Here is a 19,718-nt window from a genome sequence, read left to right on the forward strand (position 1 = left end):
GCGGCCGGCGGTCTGACATCCGTCACGAGGTGTGGACGACGTCTCGCACTGCCGGAGAGGCACCGTGGGCGGCCAGGCTCGGGGCATGCCCGAACCCCTCGCCCTCGACGTCCGCGGACTGACCGTCCGGTACGGCAGCGCGACCGCCGTCCACGACCTGACCCTCGCCGTCCCCCGCGGCGAGACCGTCGCCCTGCTCGGTGCCAACGGCGCGGGGAAGTCCTCCGTCGTCAACGCCGCGCTCGGGCTGTTCCGCCCGGCGGCCGGCACGGTCCGGCTGCTCGGGCGCGAGCCGGCCGCAGCGCTGGAGGCCGGTGGCGTCGGGGCGATGCTGCAGCACGGCGGCCTGCCCAGCGAGGCGCGCGTCGGCGAGGTGCTCGCCCTGGTGCGCCGCCGCTACGACGACCCGTGGCCGCTGGCGGACCTGGTCGCCACCGCCGGCATCGGCGGCCTGCTCGACCGCGCGGTCGACGCGCTCTCCGGCGGGCAGCGCCAGCGGGTGCTGCTCGCTCTCGCCCTGGCCGGCGCACCGCCGCTGCTGCTGCTGGACGAGCCGACCTCGGCCATGGACGTCGAGGGACGGCAGGCCTTCTGGACGACGATGCGCGGTCTGGCCGCGCGCGGGCACACCGTCGTCTTCGCCACCCACCACCTCGACGAGGCCGACGCGGTCGCCGACCGGGTCGTGGTGGTCGCCGGTGGGCGGGTCCTCGCCGACGGGACGGCGGCCGCGATCAAGTCGCAGATCGCCGGGCGCACCGTCCGGTTCCGCTGCCCCGGGCTGCGGGACGGGCTGACCGGGCTGCCGGGCGTCACCGGCATCAGCGGGGACGCCGACCTCGTCGAGCTCGCCACCTCCGACGCCGAGGCGACCCTGCGCGCGCTGCTCGACAGCCGCACCCCGCTGCCCGACCTCGAGGTGCGCGGCGCGAGCCTCGAACAGGCCTTCCTGCACCTCACCACCCAGCGCGACGCCACCGAGGGAGCCCTCCGATGACCGACCTGCTCCTCTTCCAGCTCCGCCGGGTGGGCCGGAACAAGCAGTACCTGTTCTTCACGGTGCTGCTGCCGGCGCTCTTCACGATCTTCTTCACCAAGGTCATCGGCGGGCAGGCGCCGGCCGGGGAGTACCAGGACCTCGCCGGCGCCGTCCTGGTCTCGATGATGGCCTACGGGGCGATCGGTGCCGCGCTGGGCGCGACGATCCGGATCGCCTTCGACCGCTCCTCCGGCTGGCTGCGGCAGCTGCGGGTGACGCCGGTGCCCACCGGGTCGGTGTTCTCCGTCGACGTCGTGGTCGGGGCGCTGCTGGTGCTGCCCAGTCTGCTCGTCGTGGCGCTGGTCGGGCGGTTCGTCAACGGCGTCGAGTTCGGCCTGGGCACGTGGCTGGCGCTGATCGGCTCGCTGTGGGCGGGGTCGGTCGTGTTCGTGGCGCTCGGTGTGGCGGTGGGGCTGTCCCTGGACGCCCAGGCCGCCGGCGCGGCGATCGGGATCCTCGGCACCGTGCTCGCCGCGCTGGGTGGGCTGTGGTTCCCGGTCGAGATGTTCCCGGACGGGATGGCGGCGCTGGCCCGTGCGATGCCGTCCTACTGGTTCGCCGAGCTGGGCCGTGACGTCGCGGCCGGGACGTTCGCCGGCCTGCCGGTCATGGCGCTGGCGGGCTACGGGGTCGTGTTCGCCGCGGCCGCGCTGGTGGTCGCCCGGCGACGCCCACTGCACGCGGTGGCGGGCTGAGCCGTGACCGGGCGGCCGACCGCTAGCGTCCGTCTCATGGACCGGTCGAACTGGTGGGGGCAGGCGATCTGGGCAGTGCCCTGGCTGCTGTTCCAGTTCTTCCCGATCGTCGACCTCGTCACCACCGACCGCCCGACGGCGGCGCGCTGGGTCGGCGCGATCGGGCTGCTCGTCTTCACCGTGGTCTACCTGCGGGTGATGGGGCAGCTCGGCCGGCCGCGGGCGCTGCGGCCGGAGTTCGCGGCGACCGCGGTGCTCGCCGTCGCGCTGGCGGTCGGGTTCGGGCCCGCTTTCGCCGGGTTGATGATCTACGTGTCGGCGGCCGCCGCGGCCACGCTGCCCGGGCGCTGGGTGTGGCCGGCCGTGGTCGGCGCGGCGCTGGTGTGCCTGGCGGTGCCCCTGGCCTCGGGGGACCCCGGCCTGCTGTTCCTGTCGCCGATCTGCCTGCTCACCGCCTTCGGGATCCGGGGCACCGGCTATCTGATGACCGTGAACCGGGAGCTGCAGGAGGCCCGCGAGGAGCTGGCCCGCAACGCCGTCACCGAGGAGCGGCTGCGCTTCGCCCGCGACCTGCACGACCTGCTCGGGCACTCGCTGTCGCTCATCGCGCTCAAGAGCGAGCTCGCCCGCCGGCTCGCCGAGGCCGACCCCGTCCGCGCCCGACAGGAGATGGCCGACGTCGAGGAGGCCGCTCGTCGCGCGCTGGCCGAGGTGCGCGACGCCGTCAGCGGCTACCGGCAGGTGACCTGCGCCCAGGCGCTCGCCGAGGCGCGCTCCGCACTGACCGGGGCCGGCATCGACGTGCGGCTGCCCGACCGGGTGCCCACGCTGCCGGGCACGGTCGACGCCGCCCTGGGGTGGGTGGTGCGCGAGGCCACGACGAACGTGCTGCGGCACAGCCGGGCCGGCTCGGTGACGATCGGCCTGGCCGAGGACGGGGTGCGCGCGGTGCTGACGGTGACCGACGACGGTCGTGGCGCGGAGGACCCGATCACCGTGCTGGGCACCTCGCCCGGGTCGGGGCTGGCCGGGCTGCGCGAGCGGGTCGGTGCGCTGGGCGGTGAGCTGGCGGCCGGCCCGGTGGACGGCGGCGGGTACCGGCTGCAGGCCACGGTGCCGCTGCTCGCGACATCGGTGGACACGGTGTCGGTGAGCGCGTGACGATCCGGGTGCTGCTGGCCGAGGACCAGGCGCTGGTGCGGGGCGCGCTGCGGGCGCTGCTGGACCTCGAGGAGGACATCGAGGTGGTGGCCGAGGTCGGCCGCGGCGACGAGGTGCTCGAGGCCGCGCGTGCCTGCCGGCCGGACGTGGCACTGCTGGACATCGAGATGCCGGGGCAGGACGGGCTCGAGGCGGCCCGGGAGCTGGCCGCTGCACTGCCGGAGGTGCGCGCCGTCGTCCTCACCACGTTCGGCCGGCCCGGCTTCCTGCGCCGGGCGATGGAGGTCGGCGCCGCGGGCTTCCTGGTCAAGGACTCGCCGGTGGCCGAGCTGGCCCGGGGCATCCGGGCGGTGATGGCGGGGGAGCGGGTGATCGACCGGGACCTGGCCGCCGCTGCGCTGGCGATGGGCGCGACCCCGCTGTCGGGTCGCGAGGCGGACGTGCTGCGGGCGGCGGCCGACGGGGCGACGGTCGCCGACATGGCCGGGCGGCTGTACCTGTCCGAGGGGACGGTGCGGAACTACCTGTCCTCGGCGATCGGCAAGACCGGGGCGCGCACCCGGGTGGAGGCGGCCCGGGTGGCGGAGGAGAAGGGCTGGCTCTGAGCCGTCAGCGGGGCTGACCGGCGTCGGCCGGGGTGCTGTCGGCTCCGGCCCGTTCCGCCGGGGTCTGGGCCGGCATCAGCGAGTCGAGGTCGAGCACCCGGACGTGGATGACGTTGCGCTGCTGCAGGGCCGCGCGCAGGGCGCGGTGCAGGCCGTCCTCCAGGTAGGTCTCGCCGTTCCACTGCACCGCGTGCGGGAACAGGTCGCCGTAGAAGGTCGAGTCGTCGGCGAGCAGCGTGTCGAGCGCCAGCTCGCGCTTGGTGGTGACGAGGGTGTCCATCCGGATCTGCCGGGGCGGGATCATCGCCCAGTCGCGGGTGGAGAAGCCGTGGTCGGGGTAGGGGCGCCCGTCGCGCACCGCCTTGAAGATCAGGGCTGAGCCTCCCGCTCCCCGGCCCCCCGGTGGGGTCCGTCGACCCGAACCACACTAGTGGGAGCCAACGGCCGTCGCCGACGCTCGCCGGCAGGGATCGATCCCATCTCGAGGGGCGGTCGCCGCGAGCCGGAGGCCGGCGGGGGAGTGCGGTCGTATGCTGGCACTCGGTCCACGCGAGTGCCAGGCACCTGCCCGGGCAGCCACCGCGGACCACGTCGATCCGGTACGGGAGGTGTCAGCCGTGGCGCACGACGACCGGCGCCTGCGGGTGCTGCGGGCGATCGTCCAGGACTACGTCTCCACCAACGACCCGGTGGGGAGCAAGGCGCTGGCCGCCCGCTACGACCTCGGGGTGAGCCCAGCCACCATCCGCAACGACATGGCGGTGCTGGAGGAGGAGGGCTACATCACCCAGCCGCACACCAGTGCCGGCCGGGTGCCCACCGACAAGGGCTACCGCTTCTTCGTCGACCGGCTGAGTGCGATCAAGCCGCTGTCGGCCGCCGAGCGGAAGGCGATCGAGAAGTTCCTCGACGGCGCGGTCGACCTGCACGACGTGCTGGGCCGCAGTGTCCGGTTGCTGGCCCAGCTGACCCGCCAGGTCGCCGTCGTCCAGTACCCGACGCTGGCGCGCAGCGCCGTCCGGCACCTGGAGCTGGTGCCGCTGTCGACGTCCCGGCTGCTGATGGTGCTGATCACCGACACCGGCCGGGTCGAGCAGCGCGTGGTGGAGGTGCCGGTCGACACCGAGGCCGACACGGTCGCCGAGCTGCGCACGCTGCTCAACGCCGCCTTCACCGGCGCGAAGCTGGCCGAGGCCAGTGACAAGGTCGGCGACCTGGTCGACGCCTCCGCACCGCACCTGCGCCCGCTGGTCGCTGCGGTGAGCGCGACGCTGCTGGAGACCCTGGTCGAGCCCTCGGAGGACCGGCTGGTCATCGGCGGGACGGCGAACCTCGCGCAGGGCAGCGCGCTGGACTTCCCCGGCACCTTCCGTCCGCTGCTGGAGGCCTTGGAAGAACAGGTCGTGGTCCTGCGGTTGATGGCCGAGGTGGGGCCCAGCACCGTGACGGTGAGCATCGGTGAGGAGAACGAGCACGAGGCGCTGACCGCCGCGTCGTTCGTCTCCGTGGGCTACGGGTCCGGCGACCAGGCACTCGGTGGCCTCGGTGTCGTCGGCCCCACCCGGATGGACTACGCAGGGAACATCGCCGCGGTACGAGCCGTGGCCCGCTACGTCGGCCACCTGTTGGCCGAGAGCTGAGGACTGAGAACGCTTCATGGCAACCGACTACTACGGCGTGCTGGGCCTTGCCCAGGGAGCCAGCGACACCGAGATCAAGCGCGCCTACCGCAAGATGGCCCGCGACCTGCACCCCGACGTGAACCCGGACCCGGGTGCGAAGGAGAAGTTCGGGGAGGTCAGCCGGGCCTACGAGGCGCTGACCGACCCGGAGAAGCGGCGGATCATCGACCTGGGTGGTGACCCCTACGACACCAACGGCGGCCGGGGCGGCAGCCCGTTCGGCAACGCCGCCGGCTTCGGCGGGCTCGGCGACATCATGGACGCCTTCTTCGGCGGGGGCGCCGGCCGCGGGCCGCGCGGCCGCACCCGCGAGGGCGAGGACGCGCTGATCCGGGTCGACCTGGACCTCGACGAGACCGTCTTCGGCACGACGACGGAGGTCACCGTCGACACCGCCGTGCTCTGCGACGCCTGCACCGGTGCCGGCACCGCCCCCGGCACCCACCCGGAGACCTGCTCCACCTGCAACGGCCGCGGCGAGGTGCAGAGCGTGCAGCGCTCCTTCCTGGGTCAGGTCATCGCCAGCCGCCCGTGCCCCACCTGCCAGGCCACCGGCCAGGTCATCCCCAACCCGTGCCCCAAGTGCGCCGGTGACGGGCGGGTGCGCTCCCGCCGCACCATCCCGGTCAAGGTCCCGGCCGGCGTCGAGGACGGCATGCGCATCCGGCTGGCCGGCTACGGCGAGGTCGGCCCCGGCGGCGGCCCGGCCGGCGACCTGTACGTCGAGGTGCGTGAGCGCCCGCACGACGTGTTCACCCGCGACGGCGAGGACCTGCACTGCCGGGTCACCCTGCCGATGACCGCGGCGGCGCTGGGCACCACGCTCAAGCTCGAGACCCTCGACGGCAACGAGGACCTCACCATCAAGGCCGGCACCCAGTCCGGCACCGTGCTCACCCTGCGGGCGCACGGCGCCCCGCGGCTGCGCGGCACCGGCCGGGGGAACCTGCTCGTGCACCTCGACGTGCAGACGCCCACCCGGATCGACGGCCGTCAGCAGGAGCTGCTGCGCGAGCTCGCCGGGCTGCGCGGTGAGGACCTCACCGACGGCAACAGCGCGAACCACGGTGGTCTGTTCACCCGGGTGCGCGACGCCTTCAACGGCCGATGAGTCAGGCCCCGGACGCACTCGCGGCCGACGGCGCCCCGCTCTTCCTGCTCGACGAGGTGCCGGACGGCGACGTCCTCACCGTGGACGGCGCCGAGGGCCGGCACGCCGTCGACGTGCTGCGGCTCGGTCCCGGTGAGCGGGTGCGGGTGAGCGACGGGCAGGGGCTGCTGGTCGAGGGCTCCGTGCTCGCGGCCGCGGGGTCGGCGCTGCAGGTCCAGGTGCTCGCCCGGCACGACGTCCCCGCGCCGCAGCCGGAGTTCGTGCTCGTGCAGGCGCTGCCCAAGGGCGACCGGGGCCCGCTCGCCGTCGACCTGGCCACCGAGCTGGGCGTCGATCGGATCGTCCCGTGGACCGCGGCCCGCTGCGTCACCCGGTGGCGGGAGGACCGGGTCGACAAGGGCCTGGCCAAGTGGCGCTCGGCCGCTCGGGCCGCCACCAAGCAGGCCCGCCGGCCGCGGGTGCCCGAGGTGACCGAGCCGATGAGCACCCGCCAGGTCTGCGGCATGCTCGCCGACGCCGACCTGGCCCTGGTGCTGCACGAGCAGGCCCGCCAGCCGTTCGCCCAGCTCGAGGTGCCGGCGACCGGGTCGATCGCGGTCATCGTCGGGCCCGAGGGCGGGCTGACCGACGGCGAGGTGGTCGCCTTCCGGGCGGCCGGCGCGCAGTCGGTGCGCCTGGGTGCGGAGGTGCTGCGGACGTCGACCGCCGGCGCCGCCGTGCTCGCCGCACTGTCCGCCCGCACCCGCTGGCGGTAGCCGTCGAGTGAGCAGTCGTGGTCGCCGACACCGCCGGACACGCCGGGGACGACGACCACGACTGCGCACTCGACGCAGCGGGCCTCAGCGCAGGGCGGAGCGGGCGCGGGCGCTGACCAGGTCGACCGCGGCGGTCAGCAGCACCAGCGCCACCAGCACGGTGGTCACCGCGCCCCAGTCGAAGGCGGCCACCCGGCTGGCCAGCAGCGCGCCGAGCCCGCCGGCGCCGAGCAGCCCGACCAGCACGGTGTCCCGGATCGCCACCTCCCAGCGGTACAGCGCGAACGCCAGCACCGGCCCGGTCGCCGCCGGGAGCACCCCGTACAGCCAGCCACCCACCGGCCCGGCGCCCATCGCGGTGAGCGCCGCCCGGGGGCGCGGGTCCAGCTCCTCGGTCGCCTCCGCGGCCAGCCGCCCCAGCACGCCGAGCGTGTAGACACCGAGCGCGAGCGCCCCGGGGAGGACCCCGGGCAGCAGCACGAACAGCAGCACCAGCGCCCACACCGGCGGCGGTACGGCCCGCAGCAGCAGCAGGGCGAGCCGGACGACGGTCCCGGCCAGTCGACGTCCGGCTGACGCCCGGGCCGGGCGGGCGGCCACCCCGGCCAGCAGCACCGCCCCGACGGTGGCGACGGCGATGGCGATCACCGACATCTGCACCGTGTCGACTGCGGCCGCCGCGACCGCGGAGAGCAGCGGGCCGTCGACGTCCGGGGGCCAGGCGGCGGCAAGGACGTAGCGCAGCTGCTCGCCGGTGCGGTCGGAGACCAGCGTGGCCGGCGAGATCGCCAGGTACCACCACGACCAGACGACCCCGGCCAACGAGCCGAGGACCGCCGTGGTGAGCGCGGGGTCCCGGCGCAGCCGGTCCCCGGACGAGCGGGGTGCGGCCACCCGCCGGCGCACCGCACGGCCGCCGACGTCGGCGAGCAGGCACAGCAGCGCCAGCGCGTAGACGCAGGACCACACCTGCTCCCAGCGCAGCGAGCTGAACGACAGCAGCAGCTGGTAGCCCAACCCACCGGCGCCGATCAGTCCGAGCACCACGGCCGACCGGACCGCGCACTCCAGCCGGTAGAAGGAGTACGACAGCAGCCCACCCGACGCCGGGGGCAGCAGCCCGTACAGCGCGGCCGTCGTCCGGCTGGCACCCGCGGCGAGCAGCGCCGAGTACCCGCTGCGCGGCACCTCGTCGAGCAGGTCGGCGAACACCTTCGCGGTCACCGCCCCGTACGGGACGCCGATCGCCAGCACCCCGACCCACGGGTCCAGCCCCAGCAGGTTGACCAGCAGCAGCCCCCACACCGCCTCGTGCAGCCCCCGGGGGACGGCGAGCGCCCCGCGGGACAGCGTCCAGCCCAGCCGGCGTCGTCCCCAGGTGGTGCGGGCGACCGCCACCGCCCCGGCTGCCCCCAGCAGGACCGCCAGCGCCGCCCCGAGCGCGGCGTAGGCGACGGTGACCAGCACCGAGTCGGCGAGCACCCGGAGGAACGCGCCGTCCAGGGCGGGGGAGAGGGCGGCGGAGGCGAACCGGCCGAACTGCCCGGTGCCGGCCGGGTTGACCACGTCGCCGGCGAACGCCCCGGCGCCGGCCAGCGACCAGATCACCACGGCGAGCGCACCGAGTCCCCACGCCCAGCGGGTCCGCGCCCGGTGCAGCCGCGGCACCACCGGCGGCCGGTCCAGGACGGCGGTCACCGCGGGGCGCCGTAGAAGTCGGCCAGGTCCCCGACCGTGAGCGCGGCCGCGGGTGCGTCGAGCACCACCCGGCCCTCGACCAGGCCGACCACCCGGGTGCAGTGCCGCAGGGCGAGCGCCGGGTCGTGCAGCGAGGCGATCAGCGCGCCGTCCCGCTCGGCGGCCAGCCCGGCGAGCAGGCCGAGGGCGCGCTCGGCCAGCACCGGGTCCAGCGCCGAGGCCGGCTCGTCGGCGAGCACCAGCTCGGGCTGCTGCACCAGCAACCGCGCGAGCGCCACTCGTTGCCGCTGGCCGCCGGAGAGCCGCTCGGTGCGCTCGAACACCCGGTCGGCCAGCCCCACCCGGTCCAGCGCCGCGAGCACCTCGGGCAGCCCCTGCGGGCGCACCAGCGACCACGCCGCCCGCCACGCGGGCCAGCTGGACAGTCGCCCGGCGTTGACGTTGTGCACCACCCGCAGCTGACCGACCAGCTCCAGGTGCTGGTGGACCGTGCCGACCCGGGCCCGCAGCTGCCGCTGGGCCCGGCCGCGCAGCGCCGCGACCTCGTCTCCGAGAACCCGCACGGAGCCCGCGGTGGGCAGGACCGAGCCGTTGACCAGCCCGAGCAGCGTCGACTTGCCGGCGCCCGAGGGGCCGACCAGCGCCACCCGCTGGCCGGCGTCGACGGTGAGGTCGACACCGGCCAGCGCGCGGGTGCTGCCGTAGCGGACCTCGACGCCGTCCAGCCGGAGGACGGCGCTCAGCTGATCAGCCCCAGGTCGCGGCCGACCGCCTCGATCTGGTCGTAGTTCGACGCCTCGGTCGGGATGAACGCCCCGGCGCCGAACAGCTCCAGCACCTCGTCCCCGGCGGGCAGGCCGGTGAAGTACTCGAGCAGCCGTTCGGGCAGGTCGGGGCCGAGCCGCTCGACTGCCTCCGGGCTGAGCAGCCAGTGGTAGTCGTGGTACTCCGGGGTGCGGGCGTACTGGACCACCGCGGCGGGGTCGACGGTGCCGTCCTCGACGCGGGACCGCCACACCTGCTCGTTGAGCACCCCGGCCTGGTAGCTGCCGGAGGCGACCAGCGAGATGGTCGCGTCGTGCGAGCCGGAGAACCCAGGGCCGCCGGGGAAGCCCTGCGGGTCGACGCCCTGCTCGGACAGGAAGAACGCCGGCATCAGCCGGCCGGACGTCGACGTCTCGCTGCCGTAGGTGAACCGCAGGTCGCCCAGCGGGCCGAGGTCGTCGGCCGGCGTCAGCCCGGTGCCGGTGTTGACGATGAACACCGAGGTGAACGACTCGTCGATGTCGCGCTGGGCGATCGGCTCGGCCCCGGGGGTCTGCAGCCGGGCCTGCACGCCGGTGAGCCCGCCGAACCAGACCAGGTCGAGGTCGCCGGTGCGGAAGAGGGAGACGGCGGCGCCGTAGTCGGTGACCGGCTGGTACTCGACGTCGAGGTCGAGCGCTGCGGACATCGAGTCGGCGAGCGTGCTGTACAGCCGTTGCAGGACCTCGGGGTCCTGGTCGGGGATGGCGCCGACGGTCAGCGAGCCGCGGCTGCCGGTCGAGCCCCCGGACGACGACACGGGGGAGTCCCGGCTGCAGGCGGCGAGCCCGGCGGCGAGGACGGCGGCGCTCCCGGCGAGGAAGCCGCGCCTGTTCAGTGCGTGTTCTCCGAAGCCACCCGACCGGACGGCGCGACGGCTGCTCACTACGTCCTCGGATGGGGCTGGGGTGCGGACACGGGGGACCTCCAGGGAAGAGGGACGAGGCGGACCGGCCCATCGTCGCCCACGCCGTCCCGCCCGGCGGCACCGACCACCACGATGGCCATCTTGGTGGTCGGCGGGACGGTCAGGCCAGGTCGACGATGCTGCGGGTGACCGCCGCCTGCTCGGTGAGCACACCCCCGATCAGGTGCTGGGTCTCGTTGATCCGCTCCACGATGTCCCGGATCGAGGCGAGTGCGCCCACCACGTTCTGCACGTCGCCCTGGATCGCCGCGACCCGGCTGCTGACGTCCTCGGTTGCCTGGGCGGTCTCCCGGGCCAGCTCCTTCACCTCACCGGCGACCACGGCGAACCCCTTGCCGGCCTCCCCGGCCCGGGCGGCCTCGATCGTGGCGTTCAGCGCCAGCAGGTTCGTCTGCTCGGCGATCCCGGTGATCACCTTCACGACCTTGTCGATCTCGGCACTGGAACGTCCCAGCCCGGCCACGAACTCGGTGGCCTCGCCTGCGACGCGCTGACCGTCACCGGCGACCTTGGTGGCCTCGGCGACGTTGCGCTCCACCTCGTCGATCGAGGCGACCATCTCCCGGCCGGCGTCGGCGATGCGCTGGGTGGCCGCCAGTCGCTCCAGCGTCTGGGAGATCAGGAAGGCGGTGTTGCGCAGTGCGTCCCGCCGGCTGTCGGCGAGGATCAGCGTCCGCTTGGCGAAGAAGTCCATCGTGCCGACGATCCGGCCGCCGACGGTGATCGGCAGACACACCCCGGAGCGGACGCCGGCGTTGCGCGCGGCCGGGGCGCGCACGCAGTCGTGCACCTGGCCGAGGTCCTCGACGAACACCAGCTCGCCGGCGGCCCAGGTGCGGCCGGCGACGCCGACGCCCTTGGCGAAGCCCGCTTCCAGCGTGATCCGCCGGAACTCCGGCCCCAGGTCACCGGACTCCTGGGCGAACCGCAGGTCGTTCGTCGAGGCGTCCAGCGCCCAGTAGGAGCCGTAGTGCCAGTCGAACTCCCGCCGGATGGTGTCCAGCGCGACGGACAGCGTCTCCTCCTGGGTGCGTGCCCGGGCGAGCCCGCGGAGCAGGCCGTTGATCGCCGCGACGTCGCCTGCCGCACGCTTCTGGTCAGCGGCCTCTGCCACCCGGGCGAAGGCCTGGGAGACCAGCAGCCCCACCGCCCGCAGCGCGTCGAGCCGTTCGGCCGACGGAGCCAGCGTGTCCATGGTGAAGAAGTCCATCGTCCCGACCACCCGGCCCTGCTGGATGATCGGGAAGCACACGCCGCTCTTCACCCCGACCCGTTGGGCCACCGGGGCGCGCACGCAGTCGGTCATCTCGCCGAGGTCGGCGACGAAGAACAGGTCCCGGGCCTTCCAGGCCCGCCCGGAGAGCCCGACACCCTCGGCGAAGGAAGCGCTCCTGGTCACCGCGCGGAACTCGGGTCCGGCGTCACCGGACTCCACGACGAAGTGCAGCTGACCGTCCTCCGGCGCGACCATCCAGTAGGAGCCGTACGCCCAGCCGAAGCTGTCCCGGACCGTGTCGAGCGCGGCCCGGGACACCTCCTCGCAGGTGGTGGCCCGGTCCAGCGCGCCGAGCGCCCGGGTGACCGCGGCGATGTCGGAGCGTGCCTCGTCGAGTTCGGCGGTGTGCTGCAGAGCGGTGCGTCGTGACGCGGCGATGCGCATGGTGCCTCCACGGTCCGGGCAGCCGTGGCGTCGACGTCCCTGTGGTCGTGGTCGGCCGGTGGCGGCCCACCTTCAGTCGAACCACCGAGTCGTGCACCGTTCAACGAACTCGCTCGGTCCGCCGTCCACCCGCGTCCTAGAGTCGGGCCGGTGAGCGAGCCGACGAACGAGTGCCTGTTCTGCCGCATGGTGGCCGGGGAGATCCCGCCGGACGTCGTCCGGGAGACCGACCGCACGCTCGCCTTCCGGGACATCAACCCGCAGGCGCCCACGCACGTGCTGGTGATCCCCAAGGAGCACCACGCCACCCTCGGTGCGCTGGCCGGCGCCGACCCCGAGCTCACCGCCGAGCTGGTCGCGGCTGCACACGCCGTCGCCGTCCAGGAGGGCCTGGTGACGGCGGACGCGCCCGAGCCCGGCTACCGCGTCGTGGCCAACACCGGGCCGCAGGCCGGGCAGACGGTCCACCACGTGCACCTGCACGTGCTCGGCGGCCGCGGCCTGGGCTGGCCGCCCGGCTGAGGCCGCTCGGGCCTGCCAGAGTGGAGGTGTGTCCGAGACCACTGCCCCCGTCCGGCTCGAGCGGGACGGCGACGTCGCCGTCGTCGTCCTGGACAACCCACCGCTGAACCTGTTCGACCAGGCGGTGTTCGACGCCTGGGAACGGGTGACCGGCCAGCTGGTCGAGCTCACCGATCCGGCCCGGCCCGACCGGGCCCGTGCGGTGCTGGTCGAGGCGCGTGGCCGGGTCGTCTCCGCCGGTGTCGACGTGCACCTGTTCGCCGAGATCGCCGAGGGCCCGGACGCCGTCGCCCGCGGCGGGGCGCTGTGGGCCCGGCTGCTGCGCACGGTGCAGACGCTGGAGGCCCTCCCGGTGCCGACCGTCTTCGCCGCCCACGGCCTGACCCTGACCGCGGCGTTCGAGATCTCCCTGGGCTGCGACGTGCTGCTCGCCGCGGAGAGCGCGTCCTTCGGCCTGGTGGAGATCGTCGTCGGGCTCACCCCGTCGATGGGCGGCCCGCAGCGGCTGGCCGAGCGGGCCGGCCCGGCCCGGGCCCGGGAGCTCGTGTTCACCGGTGAGCGCTACCCGGCCGCGGTCCTGGAGCGCTGGAACGTGGTCAACCGGGTCCTGCCCGACGACGGCTTCCCCGAGGCGGCCCGCGAGTACGCCCGCCGGGTCGCCGCCGGCCCCACCGTCGCGCACGCGGCGACCAAGCGGCTGGTCGCCACCGCGGTGCGGCACGGCGTACCGGCGGCGGACGACGTCGTACCGGCCGTCTCGGGGCTGTTGTTCGGCACCGAGGACCTGCGCGGCGCCGTGGCGTCCTTCCTCACCGACGGTCCGGGGAGGGCTCGCTACACCGGGCGCTGACCCCGGTCGGTGTGGAGCCGGGGCTCAGCGGCCGTCCGCGCGGGTACGCTGGGCCGGGTCACAACCCCCGTCGCAGGAAGGCAGGGTCGAGCGTTCTTGCCCGACACCTCACCAGACGCCGTACCGGAGACCATCGCGTCCTCCCGTGAGCTCTCCGCGCGTGCCGCGGGAGCCGGCGTCCCGGAACCGGCCGTACCGGCCGAGGTCCGCACCTCGATCACCGTCCCCGACAGCGTCTCCATGGTGGCCCTCCTGGGCTCCGGGGACGAACTCCTCCGCCTGGTCGAGACCGAGCTCGCCGCCGACGTGCACGTCCGCGGCAACGAGATCGCGATCACCGGTCAGCCGGCGGACAACGCCTTCGCCGTCCGGGTCTTCGACGAGCTGATCGCCCTGCTGGCGACCGGCCAGGCGCTGCGGCCGGACTCGGTCCGCCGGGTCGTCGGCATGCTGCGCGCCGGCGGCTCCGAGCGCCCCGCGGACGTGCTGAGCCTCGACATCATCAGCCGCCGGGGTCGCACCATCCGGCCGAAGACGCTGAACCAGAAGCGGTACGTCGACGCCATCGACAACCACAGCGTGATCTTCGGCATCGGCCCGGCCGGCACCGGCAAGACCTACCTGGCGATGGCCAAGGCCGTGCAGGCGCTGACCACCAAGCAGGTCAACCGGATCATCCTGACCCGTCCGGCGGTGGAGGCCGGTGAGCGGCTGGGCTACCTGCCGGGCTCGCTGTCGGAGAAGATCGACCCCTACCTGCGGCCGCTGTACGACGCGCTGCACGACATGGTCGACCCGGAGTCGATCCCGCGGCTGATGCAGGCCGGCACCATCGAGGTCGCCCCGCTGGCCTACATGCGCGGCCGCACGCTCAACGACGCGTTCGTCATCCTCGACGAGGCGCAGAACACCACCGCCGAGCAGATGAAGATGTTCCTCACCCGGCTGGGGTTCGGCTCCAAGATGGTCGTCACCGGTGACGTGACCCAGGTCGACCTCCCCGGGGGCGCGCAGAGCGGTCTGCGGATCGTGCGCGAGATCCTCGAGGGCATCGACGACGTGCACTTCTCCACGCTGACCAGCTCCGACGTCGTCCGGCACCGGCTGGTCGGCGACATCGTCGACGCCTACGAGCGCTGGGACGCCACCCGGCAGCCACCGGCGCCGGCGGCCGGCTCCCGTCCGGCCCGGCACGGCCGTCCCCAGACCCGGCAGCAGGGGAGCTGAGCGTGCCCGTCGAGGTCGCCAACGAGTCCGAGATCTCCGTCGACGAAGGAGCGCTGGCCGGCGTCTGCCGCTACGTGCTCGACGCCATGGAGGTCAGCCCGCTGGCCGAGCTGTCGGTGCTCTGCGTCGACGGCGACTACATGGCCACCCTGCACGAGCGGTGGATGGGGGAGAAGGGCCCGACCGACGTGCTGGCCTTCCCGATGGACGAGCTGGACACCGCCCGTCCCGACGACCCCGACCCCGGTCCGGCGCTCCTCGGTGACGTGGTGCTGTGCCCGGCCGTCGCCGTCCGGCAGGCCCGCGCCGCCGGTCACTCGATGGCCGACGAGCTGCTCCTGCTGGCCACCCACGGCGTGCTCCACCTGCTGGGCTACGACCACATGGAGCCCGACGAGGAGAAGGAGATGTTCGGCCTGCAGTCCAAGCTCCTCGAGGGCTGGCGCGCCACTCCGCGGGAGCCGGTGACCGGCGAGCCGATGGAGCCGGAGACCCGATGAGCTCGACCGCGATCGTCCTGCTGGGGATCGCCGTCGTCCTGGTCCTCGTCGCCGGCGTCTTCGCCGCACTGGACGCCGCGTTGCAGCGGCTGTCCAAGGCCGCGGTGGAGGAGCTGCGGCGGGACGGGACCAAGCGGGCGGGCCCGCTGGCGCAGGTCATGGAGGACCGGGCCCGGCACGTGGCCTTGCTGCTGCTGCTGCGGATCGCCTGCGAGACGGCCGCGACCGTCATCGTCGCGGTCATCCTCGACGGGTTGTTCGACGGCGTCGCCCTGGGTGTGCTGACCGCCATCGCGGTGATGACGGTGGTCAGCTACGTGCTCATCGGGGTCGGCCCGCGGACGCTGGGCCGGCAGCACGCGTACCCGATCGCCCTCTCCGCGGCCTCGCTGATCCGGCTGCTGGGCCGGTTGCTCGGCCCGATCGCCACGCTGCTGATCCTCATCGGCAACGCGATCACCCCCGGCAAGGGCTACCGCGACGGCCCGTTCAGCAGTGAGGTCGAGCTCCGCGAGCTGGTGGACATGGCCGAGGAGCGCGGCGTCGTCGAGGCCGGCGAGCGCAACATGATCCACGGCGTCTTCGAGCTCGGCGACACCATCGCCCGCGAGGTGATGGTGCCCCGGCCGGACGTGGTCTGGATCGAGCGCGGCAAGACCCTCCGGCAGGCGCTGGCGCTGTGCCTGCGCAGCGGCTTCAGCCGGCTCCCGGTCATCGGCGAGAACGTCGACGACATCATCGGCGTCGTCTTCCTCAAGGACCTGGTGCGTCGCACCCAGGGCTCCTCGGAGTCCCGGGCCAGCGAGCCGAAGGTCGAGGACCTGCTGCGCCCGGCCACCTTCGTGCCGGAGTCCAAGCCGGTGGACGAGCTGCTCCGGGAGATGCAGGCCTCCCGGGCCCACATGGCCGTCGTCGTCGACGAGTACGGCGGCTTCGCCGGGCTGGTCACCATCGAGGACATCCTCGAGGAGATCGTCGGCGAGATCGACGACGAGCACGACACCGTCCAGCGCCCGCCGATCGAGGAGCTGGAGGACGGCTCGGTCCGGATCACCGCCCGGCTCCCGGTCGAGGACCTCGCCGACCTCTTCCGCGTCGAGCTCCCCGACGACGACGGGGTCGAGACCGTCGGCGGCCTGCTGGCCCGGGAGATCGGCATGGTGCCGATCGAGGGCTCGGCCGCCGAGGTCGGCGGCCTGCAGCTGGTCGCCGAGAGCACCGGCGGGCGGCGCAACCAGATCGACACGATCCTGGTCCACCGGGTGCCCGAGCCGAGCGCGGAGGACGCGGACGACGAGCCCGCCCGGGAACCCGAACCGGCGGCCGTGGAAAGCTGAGGAAGGACCCTCCCGCCCCCACCGCTCGCACGCTCGCGTCGGGCCCCTGCGGAAGGGCCAGGGCGATGGACAGGAGATCGATCCGGTGGCTGAGCTGGACCCCGAGGACGCCAAGCTGATCACGCTGGCCCGCTCCGCCCGGAGCCGCACCGGCGCGGCCGAGGGAGCCGCGGTGCGCGACACGGACGGGCGCACCTACCTCGCAGCCACCGTGGCGCTGCCCTCGCTGCAGCTGTCCGCGCTGCAGGCCGCCGTCGCCGCCGCGGTCTCCAGCGGTGTCGACGGGCTCGAGGCCGCCGCCGTCGTCAGCGCTGCCGGGGCCGTCGAGGAGGCCGGGCTGGCCGCCGTCCACGACCTGACCGCGGCGGCGCCGGTGCTCCTCGCCGGTCCCGACGGGGTGCTCCGCACCACCTCCTGACCCGGCGTCCTGGCTCGCCGAGTGTGTCGAAGGGTGTAGCAGAGCTGTGCCCTTCGGGGCGCGGAGATCGACCCGGTCTGGAGCAGGCTGGGGCTGTGTCCGTGACACAGCGGTCGTCCTTGCTCCGTGCCGTCCCCCTGCTCTGGGCGGAGACCCGACCGGTGGTGCAGGCGGTCTTCGCGCTGCGGTACACGGTCGGGGCCGTCGTCGGGGTGGCCGGAGCCGGCGAGCTGCGGCCGGCGGTCGTGATCGGCGTGCTGGCCTGGTCGCTGCTGGTGATGAGCATCTACCTGGTCAACGGGGTCTCCGACCTGCTCGGCGACCGGGCCAACGGCAGCACCCGGCCGCTGGCCTCCGGCCGGGTCGGGGCGCGGGTTGCGGTGCGGACGGCGCGGGCGCTGGCCGGCGCCGGTCTGCTGTTGGCGGCCTGTACCGGGGTGCCGGCACTGCTGGCCTGCGCGGTGGCGATGACCGTGCTGGGCTGGGCCTACAGCGTCGGACCGCGGCCGCTCAAGCGCAGCGTGGCCGGCACCACGGTGGCCGCGATCGGGGGCGGCCTGCTCAGCTACGGCGCCGGCGTGGCCGCGGCCGGTGGTGGCCTGTCGGCCCCGTACGCCGCGGTCTTCCTGCTCCTGTCGGCCTGGATGGCCGTCGCCGGCGCGTCCAAGGACCTCGGTGACCGGGAGGGGGACCGCCTGGCCGGGCGACGTACCTTGCCCGTCGTGGCCGGACACCGCACCGCCGTCCGGGTGATCGCCGGCGGTTCGCTGCTGCTGGCGCTCACCGCCCTCGTGTTCGCCGGGGTCTGGCCGCAGCTGCTCGCGCCCGCCGCCGCGCTGTGCCTGGGTGGCGAGGTCGTCGCCGTGCTGGCGCTGCTGACGCCGGAGGGTGGCCCGCGACCGCCCCGGCGTCGGCCTTACCGTGCCTTCATGGTCACCCAGTACCTGGCCAACCCGCTCGTCGTCGTCAGCGTGCTGCTGTGACCGCGCCGGAGGACGCCCACCGGCTCGCCGAGGCCGATGCCGAGGTCGATGCCGCCGTCGCCGACATGGTCCTGGCCGATGCCGCCGTGGTCGCCCACCGACTGTCGGCGGACTCGGCCCGGGCCGAGCAGCTGCGTGTTCGTGTCCTCGCCGTGCTGCGGGTGACCCACGCCCGGGTGCGCGGGCTGCCGCCGGCTGCGGCCCCGGCCGCCCAGCCCGACGTCGGCGCGGCCCGGGCCCGCACCGGCCTGCACCCGGCGGAGTCGCTGCGGGTGGCCAGCCTGCTGTTCCAGCGGGCGCTGCCCGCGCTCGTCGCACACCACCGGGACGACGCCCTCCTCGGTGCCCGTTCGCCTGCCGAGCAGGTCGCGCTGGTCCTGCACCAGGTGATCGACGAGCTGGTCATCCCCGCCTCGGTCTCCTACGTCGACGTTCTGCTCGCCCGGATCAGCGACGCCAACCGGGACGAGCGCCGCCGGGTCGCCCGCGACCTGCACGACCACACCAGCCACGGGATCGGTGCGGCGATGCAGGGCATCGACCTGGCCCTGCACCTGCACGCCACCGGCCAGCCGCTGGCCGTCGACCGGTTGCGCACCACCCGGCAGCTGCTGCTGGACACGCTCAACGACGTGCGTGGCCTGGCCACCCGGCTGCGCGACGTGGTCGGGGACCGCTCCCTGGCCCAGGCGCTGCAGGAGTACCTGGACTTCACCGCCCCGGTCGGGCTGGAGGTGACGCTCACCGAGGACGGCGAGGAGGCGGCACCGCTGCCCGGCCACGTCAAGGAGGAGAGCTACCTCATCGTGCGCGAGGCGATCCGCAACTCGTTCCTGCACGGCCGCCGGGCGACCCGGCTCGACGTCGTCGTCCGGGTCGCCGACGGGCAGCTGCAGGCCAGCGTGGCCGACGACGGCTCCGGCTTCGACCCCGCGGCGGTCGACGCCACCCGCAGCGTCGGGCTCTCGTCGGTGCGGGAGCGCGCCGAGGGCCTCGGTGGCGACGTGGCGGTGGAGACCGGGCCGGGCGGCGTCCGCCTCGTGCTGACCGTGCCGCTGCCCCGGGCCAACGCATGACCGGCGTCGAGCGCGGGCTCCGAGTGGTCCTGGTCGACGACCACCGGCTGTTCCGCGAGAGCCTGGGCGCGCTGCTGGCCGTGCACGAGGGCATCGAGGTGGTCGCGGAGGGAGCGAACGGGGAGGAGGCGGTGCGGCTGGCCCGCCAGCACCGGCCCGACGTGGTGCTGCTGGACGTCGAGATGCCCGGCCAGTCGGTGCTGACCTCCCTGGTCGAGATCCGCAGCGCCTCGCCGTCCACCCGCATCGTCGTCCTGACCATGCACGAGAACACCCCGCTGGCCCGCCAGCTGCTGCTCCGCGGCGCCTCCGCCTACCTGATCAAGACGATCGGGCACCACGAGCTGGTGGCGGCGATCCGGGCCGCCACCGACCGTGAGCAGGACCTGATCACCCTGTCGGTGTCCCGCGGTGGGCTGGCCGGCCTCACCTCGCAGGGTGGGCCGATGCTGTCCGAACGCGAGGTGGAGGTGCTCGCCCTCGTCGGCAAGGCGCGCTCCAACGCGGCGATCGCCACGGAGCTGCGGATCAGCGAGGGCACGGTGAAGCGGCACCTGAGCAACATCAACGCCAAGCTCGGCTCGACGTCCCGGCTGGACGCCGTGCGGCGGGCGACCCAGGCGCGGCTGCTGGCCCCCGGCCTCGGGGACGACTGAGGAAGGACCCC

The 19,718-nt window shown here is 74.4% G+C and carries 21 protein-coding genes; 16 read left to right on the top strand and 5 right to left on the bottom strand.

Going from position 1 to position 19,718, the window contains the following annotated elements; all coding sequences use genetic code 11:
- Window positions 1-85 precede the first annotated feature (85 nt).
- From O2V63_RS05050 to O2V63_RS05065, 4 genes are read left to right on the top strand one after another with little or no spacing between them, the layout of a single operon-like run.
- Entirely contained in the window at window positions 86-997 is a 912-nt protein-coding gene (locus O2V63_RS05050; protein ID WP_269166461.1) for an ATP-binding cassette domain-containing protein, read from the top strand.
- Window positions 994-1,734, top strand: coding sequence for an ABC transporter permease (locus O2V63_RS05055; protein ID WP_269166462.1), 741 nt, complete (start codon window positions 994-996; stop codon window positions 1,732-1,734). The genes O2V63_RS05050 and O2V63_RS05055 overlap by 4 nt, the downstream gene beginning before the upstream one ends.
- 36 nt (window positions 1,735-1,770) lie before the next feature.
- Window positions 1,771-2,895, top strand: a complete 1,125-nt coding sequence (locus O2V63_RS05060) for a sensor histidine kinase (protein WP_269166463.1) — start codon at window positions 1,771-1,773, stop codon at window positions 2,893-2,895.
- A complete protein-coding gene (locus O2V63_RS05065) occupies window positions 2,892-3,500 on the top strand; it encodes a response regulator transcription factor (protein ID WP_269166464.1) in 609 nt (202 codons plus the stop codon). The genes O2V63_RS05060 and O2V63_RS05065 overlap by 4 nt, the downstream gene beginning before the upstream one ends.
- A 4-nt stretch (window positions 3,501-3,504) precedes the next feature.
- Here O2V63_RS05065 and O2V63_RS05070 read toward each other — a convergent pair whose 3' ends face one another.
- A complete protein-coding gene (locus tag O2V63_RS05070; protein ID WP_442929003.1) occupies window positions 3,505-3,873 on the bottom strand; it encodes a type II toxin-antitoxin system VapB family antitoxin in 369 nt (122 codons plus the stop codon).
- 244 nt (window positions 3,874-4,117) lie between these two features.
- On the opposite strand from O2V63_RS05070, the gene hrcA reads away from it, so the two are divergent.
- From hrcA to O2V63_RS05085, 3 genes are read left to right on the top strand one after another with little or no spacing between them, the layout of a single operon-like run.
- Window positions 4,118-5,140: a heat-inducible transcriptional repressor HrcA gene (gene hrcA, locus O2V63_RS05075; RefSeq protein WP_269166465.1), complete on the top strand. Its 1,023-nt coding sequence runs from the start codon at window positions 4,118-4,120 to the stop codon at window positions 5,138-5,140.
- 16 nt (window positions 5,141-5,156) lie between these two features.
- The gene (gene dnaJ, locus O2V63_RS05080) at window positions 5,157-6,293 is read left to right on the top strand and encodes a molecular chaperone DnaJ (RefSeq protein WP_269166466.1); all 1,137 of its coding nucleotides are present in this window, start codon (window positions 5,157-5,159) and stop codon (window positions 6,291-6,293) included.
- The gene (locus O2V63_RS05085) at window positions 6,290-7,048 is read left to right on the top strand and encodes a 16S rRNA (uracil(1498)-N(3))-methyltransferase (protein WP_269166467.1); all 759 of its coding nucleotides are present in this window, start codon (window positions 6,290-6,292) and stop codon (window positions 7,046-7,048) included. Before dnaJ ends, O2V63_RS05085 begins: the two co-directional genes overlap by 4 nt.
- Window positions 7,049-7,132: 84 nt before the next feature.
- Here the strand turns inward: O2V63_RS05085 and O2V63_RS05090 are convergent, their stop codons facing one another.
- The 4 genes from O2V63_RS05090 to O2V63_RS05105 all read right to left on the bottom strand — a co-directional run bounded on the left by O2V63_RS05090 (window position 7,133) and on the right by O2V63_RS05105 (window position 12,138).
- Window positions 7,133-8,746, bottom strand: coding sequence for a PhnE/PtxC family ABC transporter permease (locus O2V63_RS05090; protein ID WP_269166468.1), 1,614 nt, complete (start codon window positions 8,744-8,746; stop codon window positions 7,133-7,135).
- Entirely contained in the window at window positions 8,743-9,489 is a 747-nt protein-coding gene (locus tag O2V63_RS05095) for a phosphonate ABC transporter ATP-binding protein (RefSeq protein ID WP_269166942.1), read from the bottom strand. The genes O2V63_RS05090 and O2V63_RS05095 overlap by 4 nt, the downstream gene beginning before the upstream one ends.
- On the bottom strand, window positions 9,486-10,436 hold the full coding sequence (locus O2V63_RS05100; protein WP_269166469.1) for a putative selenate ABC transporter substrate-binding protein: 951 nt from the start codon (window positions 10,434-10,436) through the stop codon (window positions 9,486-9,488). Before O2V63_RS05100 ends, O2V63_RS05095 begins: the two co-directional genes overlap by 4 nt.
- 142 nt (window positions 10,437-10,578) lie before the next feature.
- Window positions 10,579-12,138 carry a GAF domain-containing protein gene (locus O2V63_RS05105; RefSeq protein WP_269166470.1) on the bottom strand — a complete coding sequence of 520 codons (1,560 nt, stop codon included), beginning with the start codon at window positions 12,136-12,138 and terminating at the stop codon, window positions 10,579-10,581.
- A 150-nt stretch (window positions 12,139-12,288) separates the two neighbouring features.
- On the opposite strand from O2V63_RS05105, the gene O2V63_RS05110 reads away from it, so the two are divergent.
- The 9 genes from O2V63_RS05110 to O2V63_RS05150 all read left to right on the top strand — a co-directional run bounded on the left by O2V63_RS05110 (window position 12,289) and on the right by O2V63_RS05150 (window position 19,707).
- Window positions 12,289-12,660, top strand: coding sequence for a histidine triad nucleotide-binding protein (locus O2V63_RS05110; protein WP_269166471.1), 372 nt, complete (start codon window positions 12,289-12,291; stop codon window positions 12,658-12,660).
- A gap of 28 nt (window positions 12,661-12,688) precedes the next feature.
- On the top strand, window positions 12,689-13,510 hold the full coding sequence (locus O2V63_RS05115; protein WP_269166472.1) for an enoyl-CoA hydratase/isomerase family protein: 822 nt from the start codon (window positions 12,689-12,691) through the stop codon (window positions 13,508-13,510).
- Window positions 13,511-13,606: 96 nt separating this feature from the next.
- A complete protein-coding gene (locus O2V63_RS05120) occupies window positions 13,607-14,737 on the top strand; it encodes a PhoH family protein (protein ID WP_269166473.1) in 1,131 nt (376 codons plus the stop codon).
- Window positions 14,738-14,739: 2 nt separating this feature from the next.
- Entirely contained in the window at window positions 14,740-15,237 is a 498-nt protein-coding gene (ybeY, locus tag O2V63_RS05125) for an rRNA maturation RNase YbeY (protein WP_164701417.1), read from the top strand.
- Complete coding sequence (locus O2V63_RS05130) at window positions 15,234-16,574, top strand: hemolysin family protein (RefSeq protein ID WP_269166474.1); 1,341 nt, start codon at window positions 15,234-15,236, stop codon at window positions 16,572-16,574. The genes ybeY and O2V63_RS05130 overlap by 4 nt, the downstream gene beginning before the upstream one ends.
- A gap of 85 nt (window positions 16,575-16,659) precedes the next feature.
- Entirely contained in the window at window positions 16,660-16,992 is a 333-nt protein-coding gene (locus O2V63_RS05135; protein WP_269166475.1) for a cytidine deaminase, read from the top strand.
- A gap of 95 nt (window positions 16,993-17,087) precedes the next feature.
- Window positions 17,088-17,975: a UbiA family prenyltransferase gene (locus O2V63_RS05140; protein ID WP_269166476.1), complete on the top strand. Its 888-nt coding sequence runs from the start codon at window positions 17,088-17,090 to the stop codon at window positions 17,973-17,975.
- The gene (locus tag O2V63_RS05145) at window positions 17,972-19,051 is read left to right on the top strand and encodes a sensor histidine kinase (RefSeq protein WP_269166477.1); all 1,080 of its coding nucleotides are present in this window, start codon (window positions 17,972-17,974) and stop codon (window positions 19,049-19,051) included. The genes O2V63_RS05140 and O2V63_RS05145 overlap by 4 nt, the downstream gene beginning before the upstream one ends.
- The gene (locus tag O2V63_RS05150) at window positions 19,048-19,707 is read left to right on the top strand and encodes a response regulator transcription factor (RefSeq protein WP_269166478.1); all 660 of its coding nucleotides are present in this window, start codon (window positions 19,048-19,050) and stop codon (window positions 19,705-19,707) included. The genes O2V63_RS05145 and O2V63_RS05150 overlap by 4 nt, the downstream gene beginning before the upstream one ends.
- The last annotated feature ends 11 nt before the right edge of the window (window positions 19,708-19,718 follow it).

Source organism: Modestobacter sp. VKM Ac-2977 (genome assembly GCF_026968045.1).
GTDB lineage: Bacteria > Actinomycetota > Actinomycetes > Mycobacteriales > Geodermatophilaceae > Modestobacter.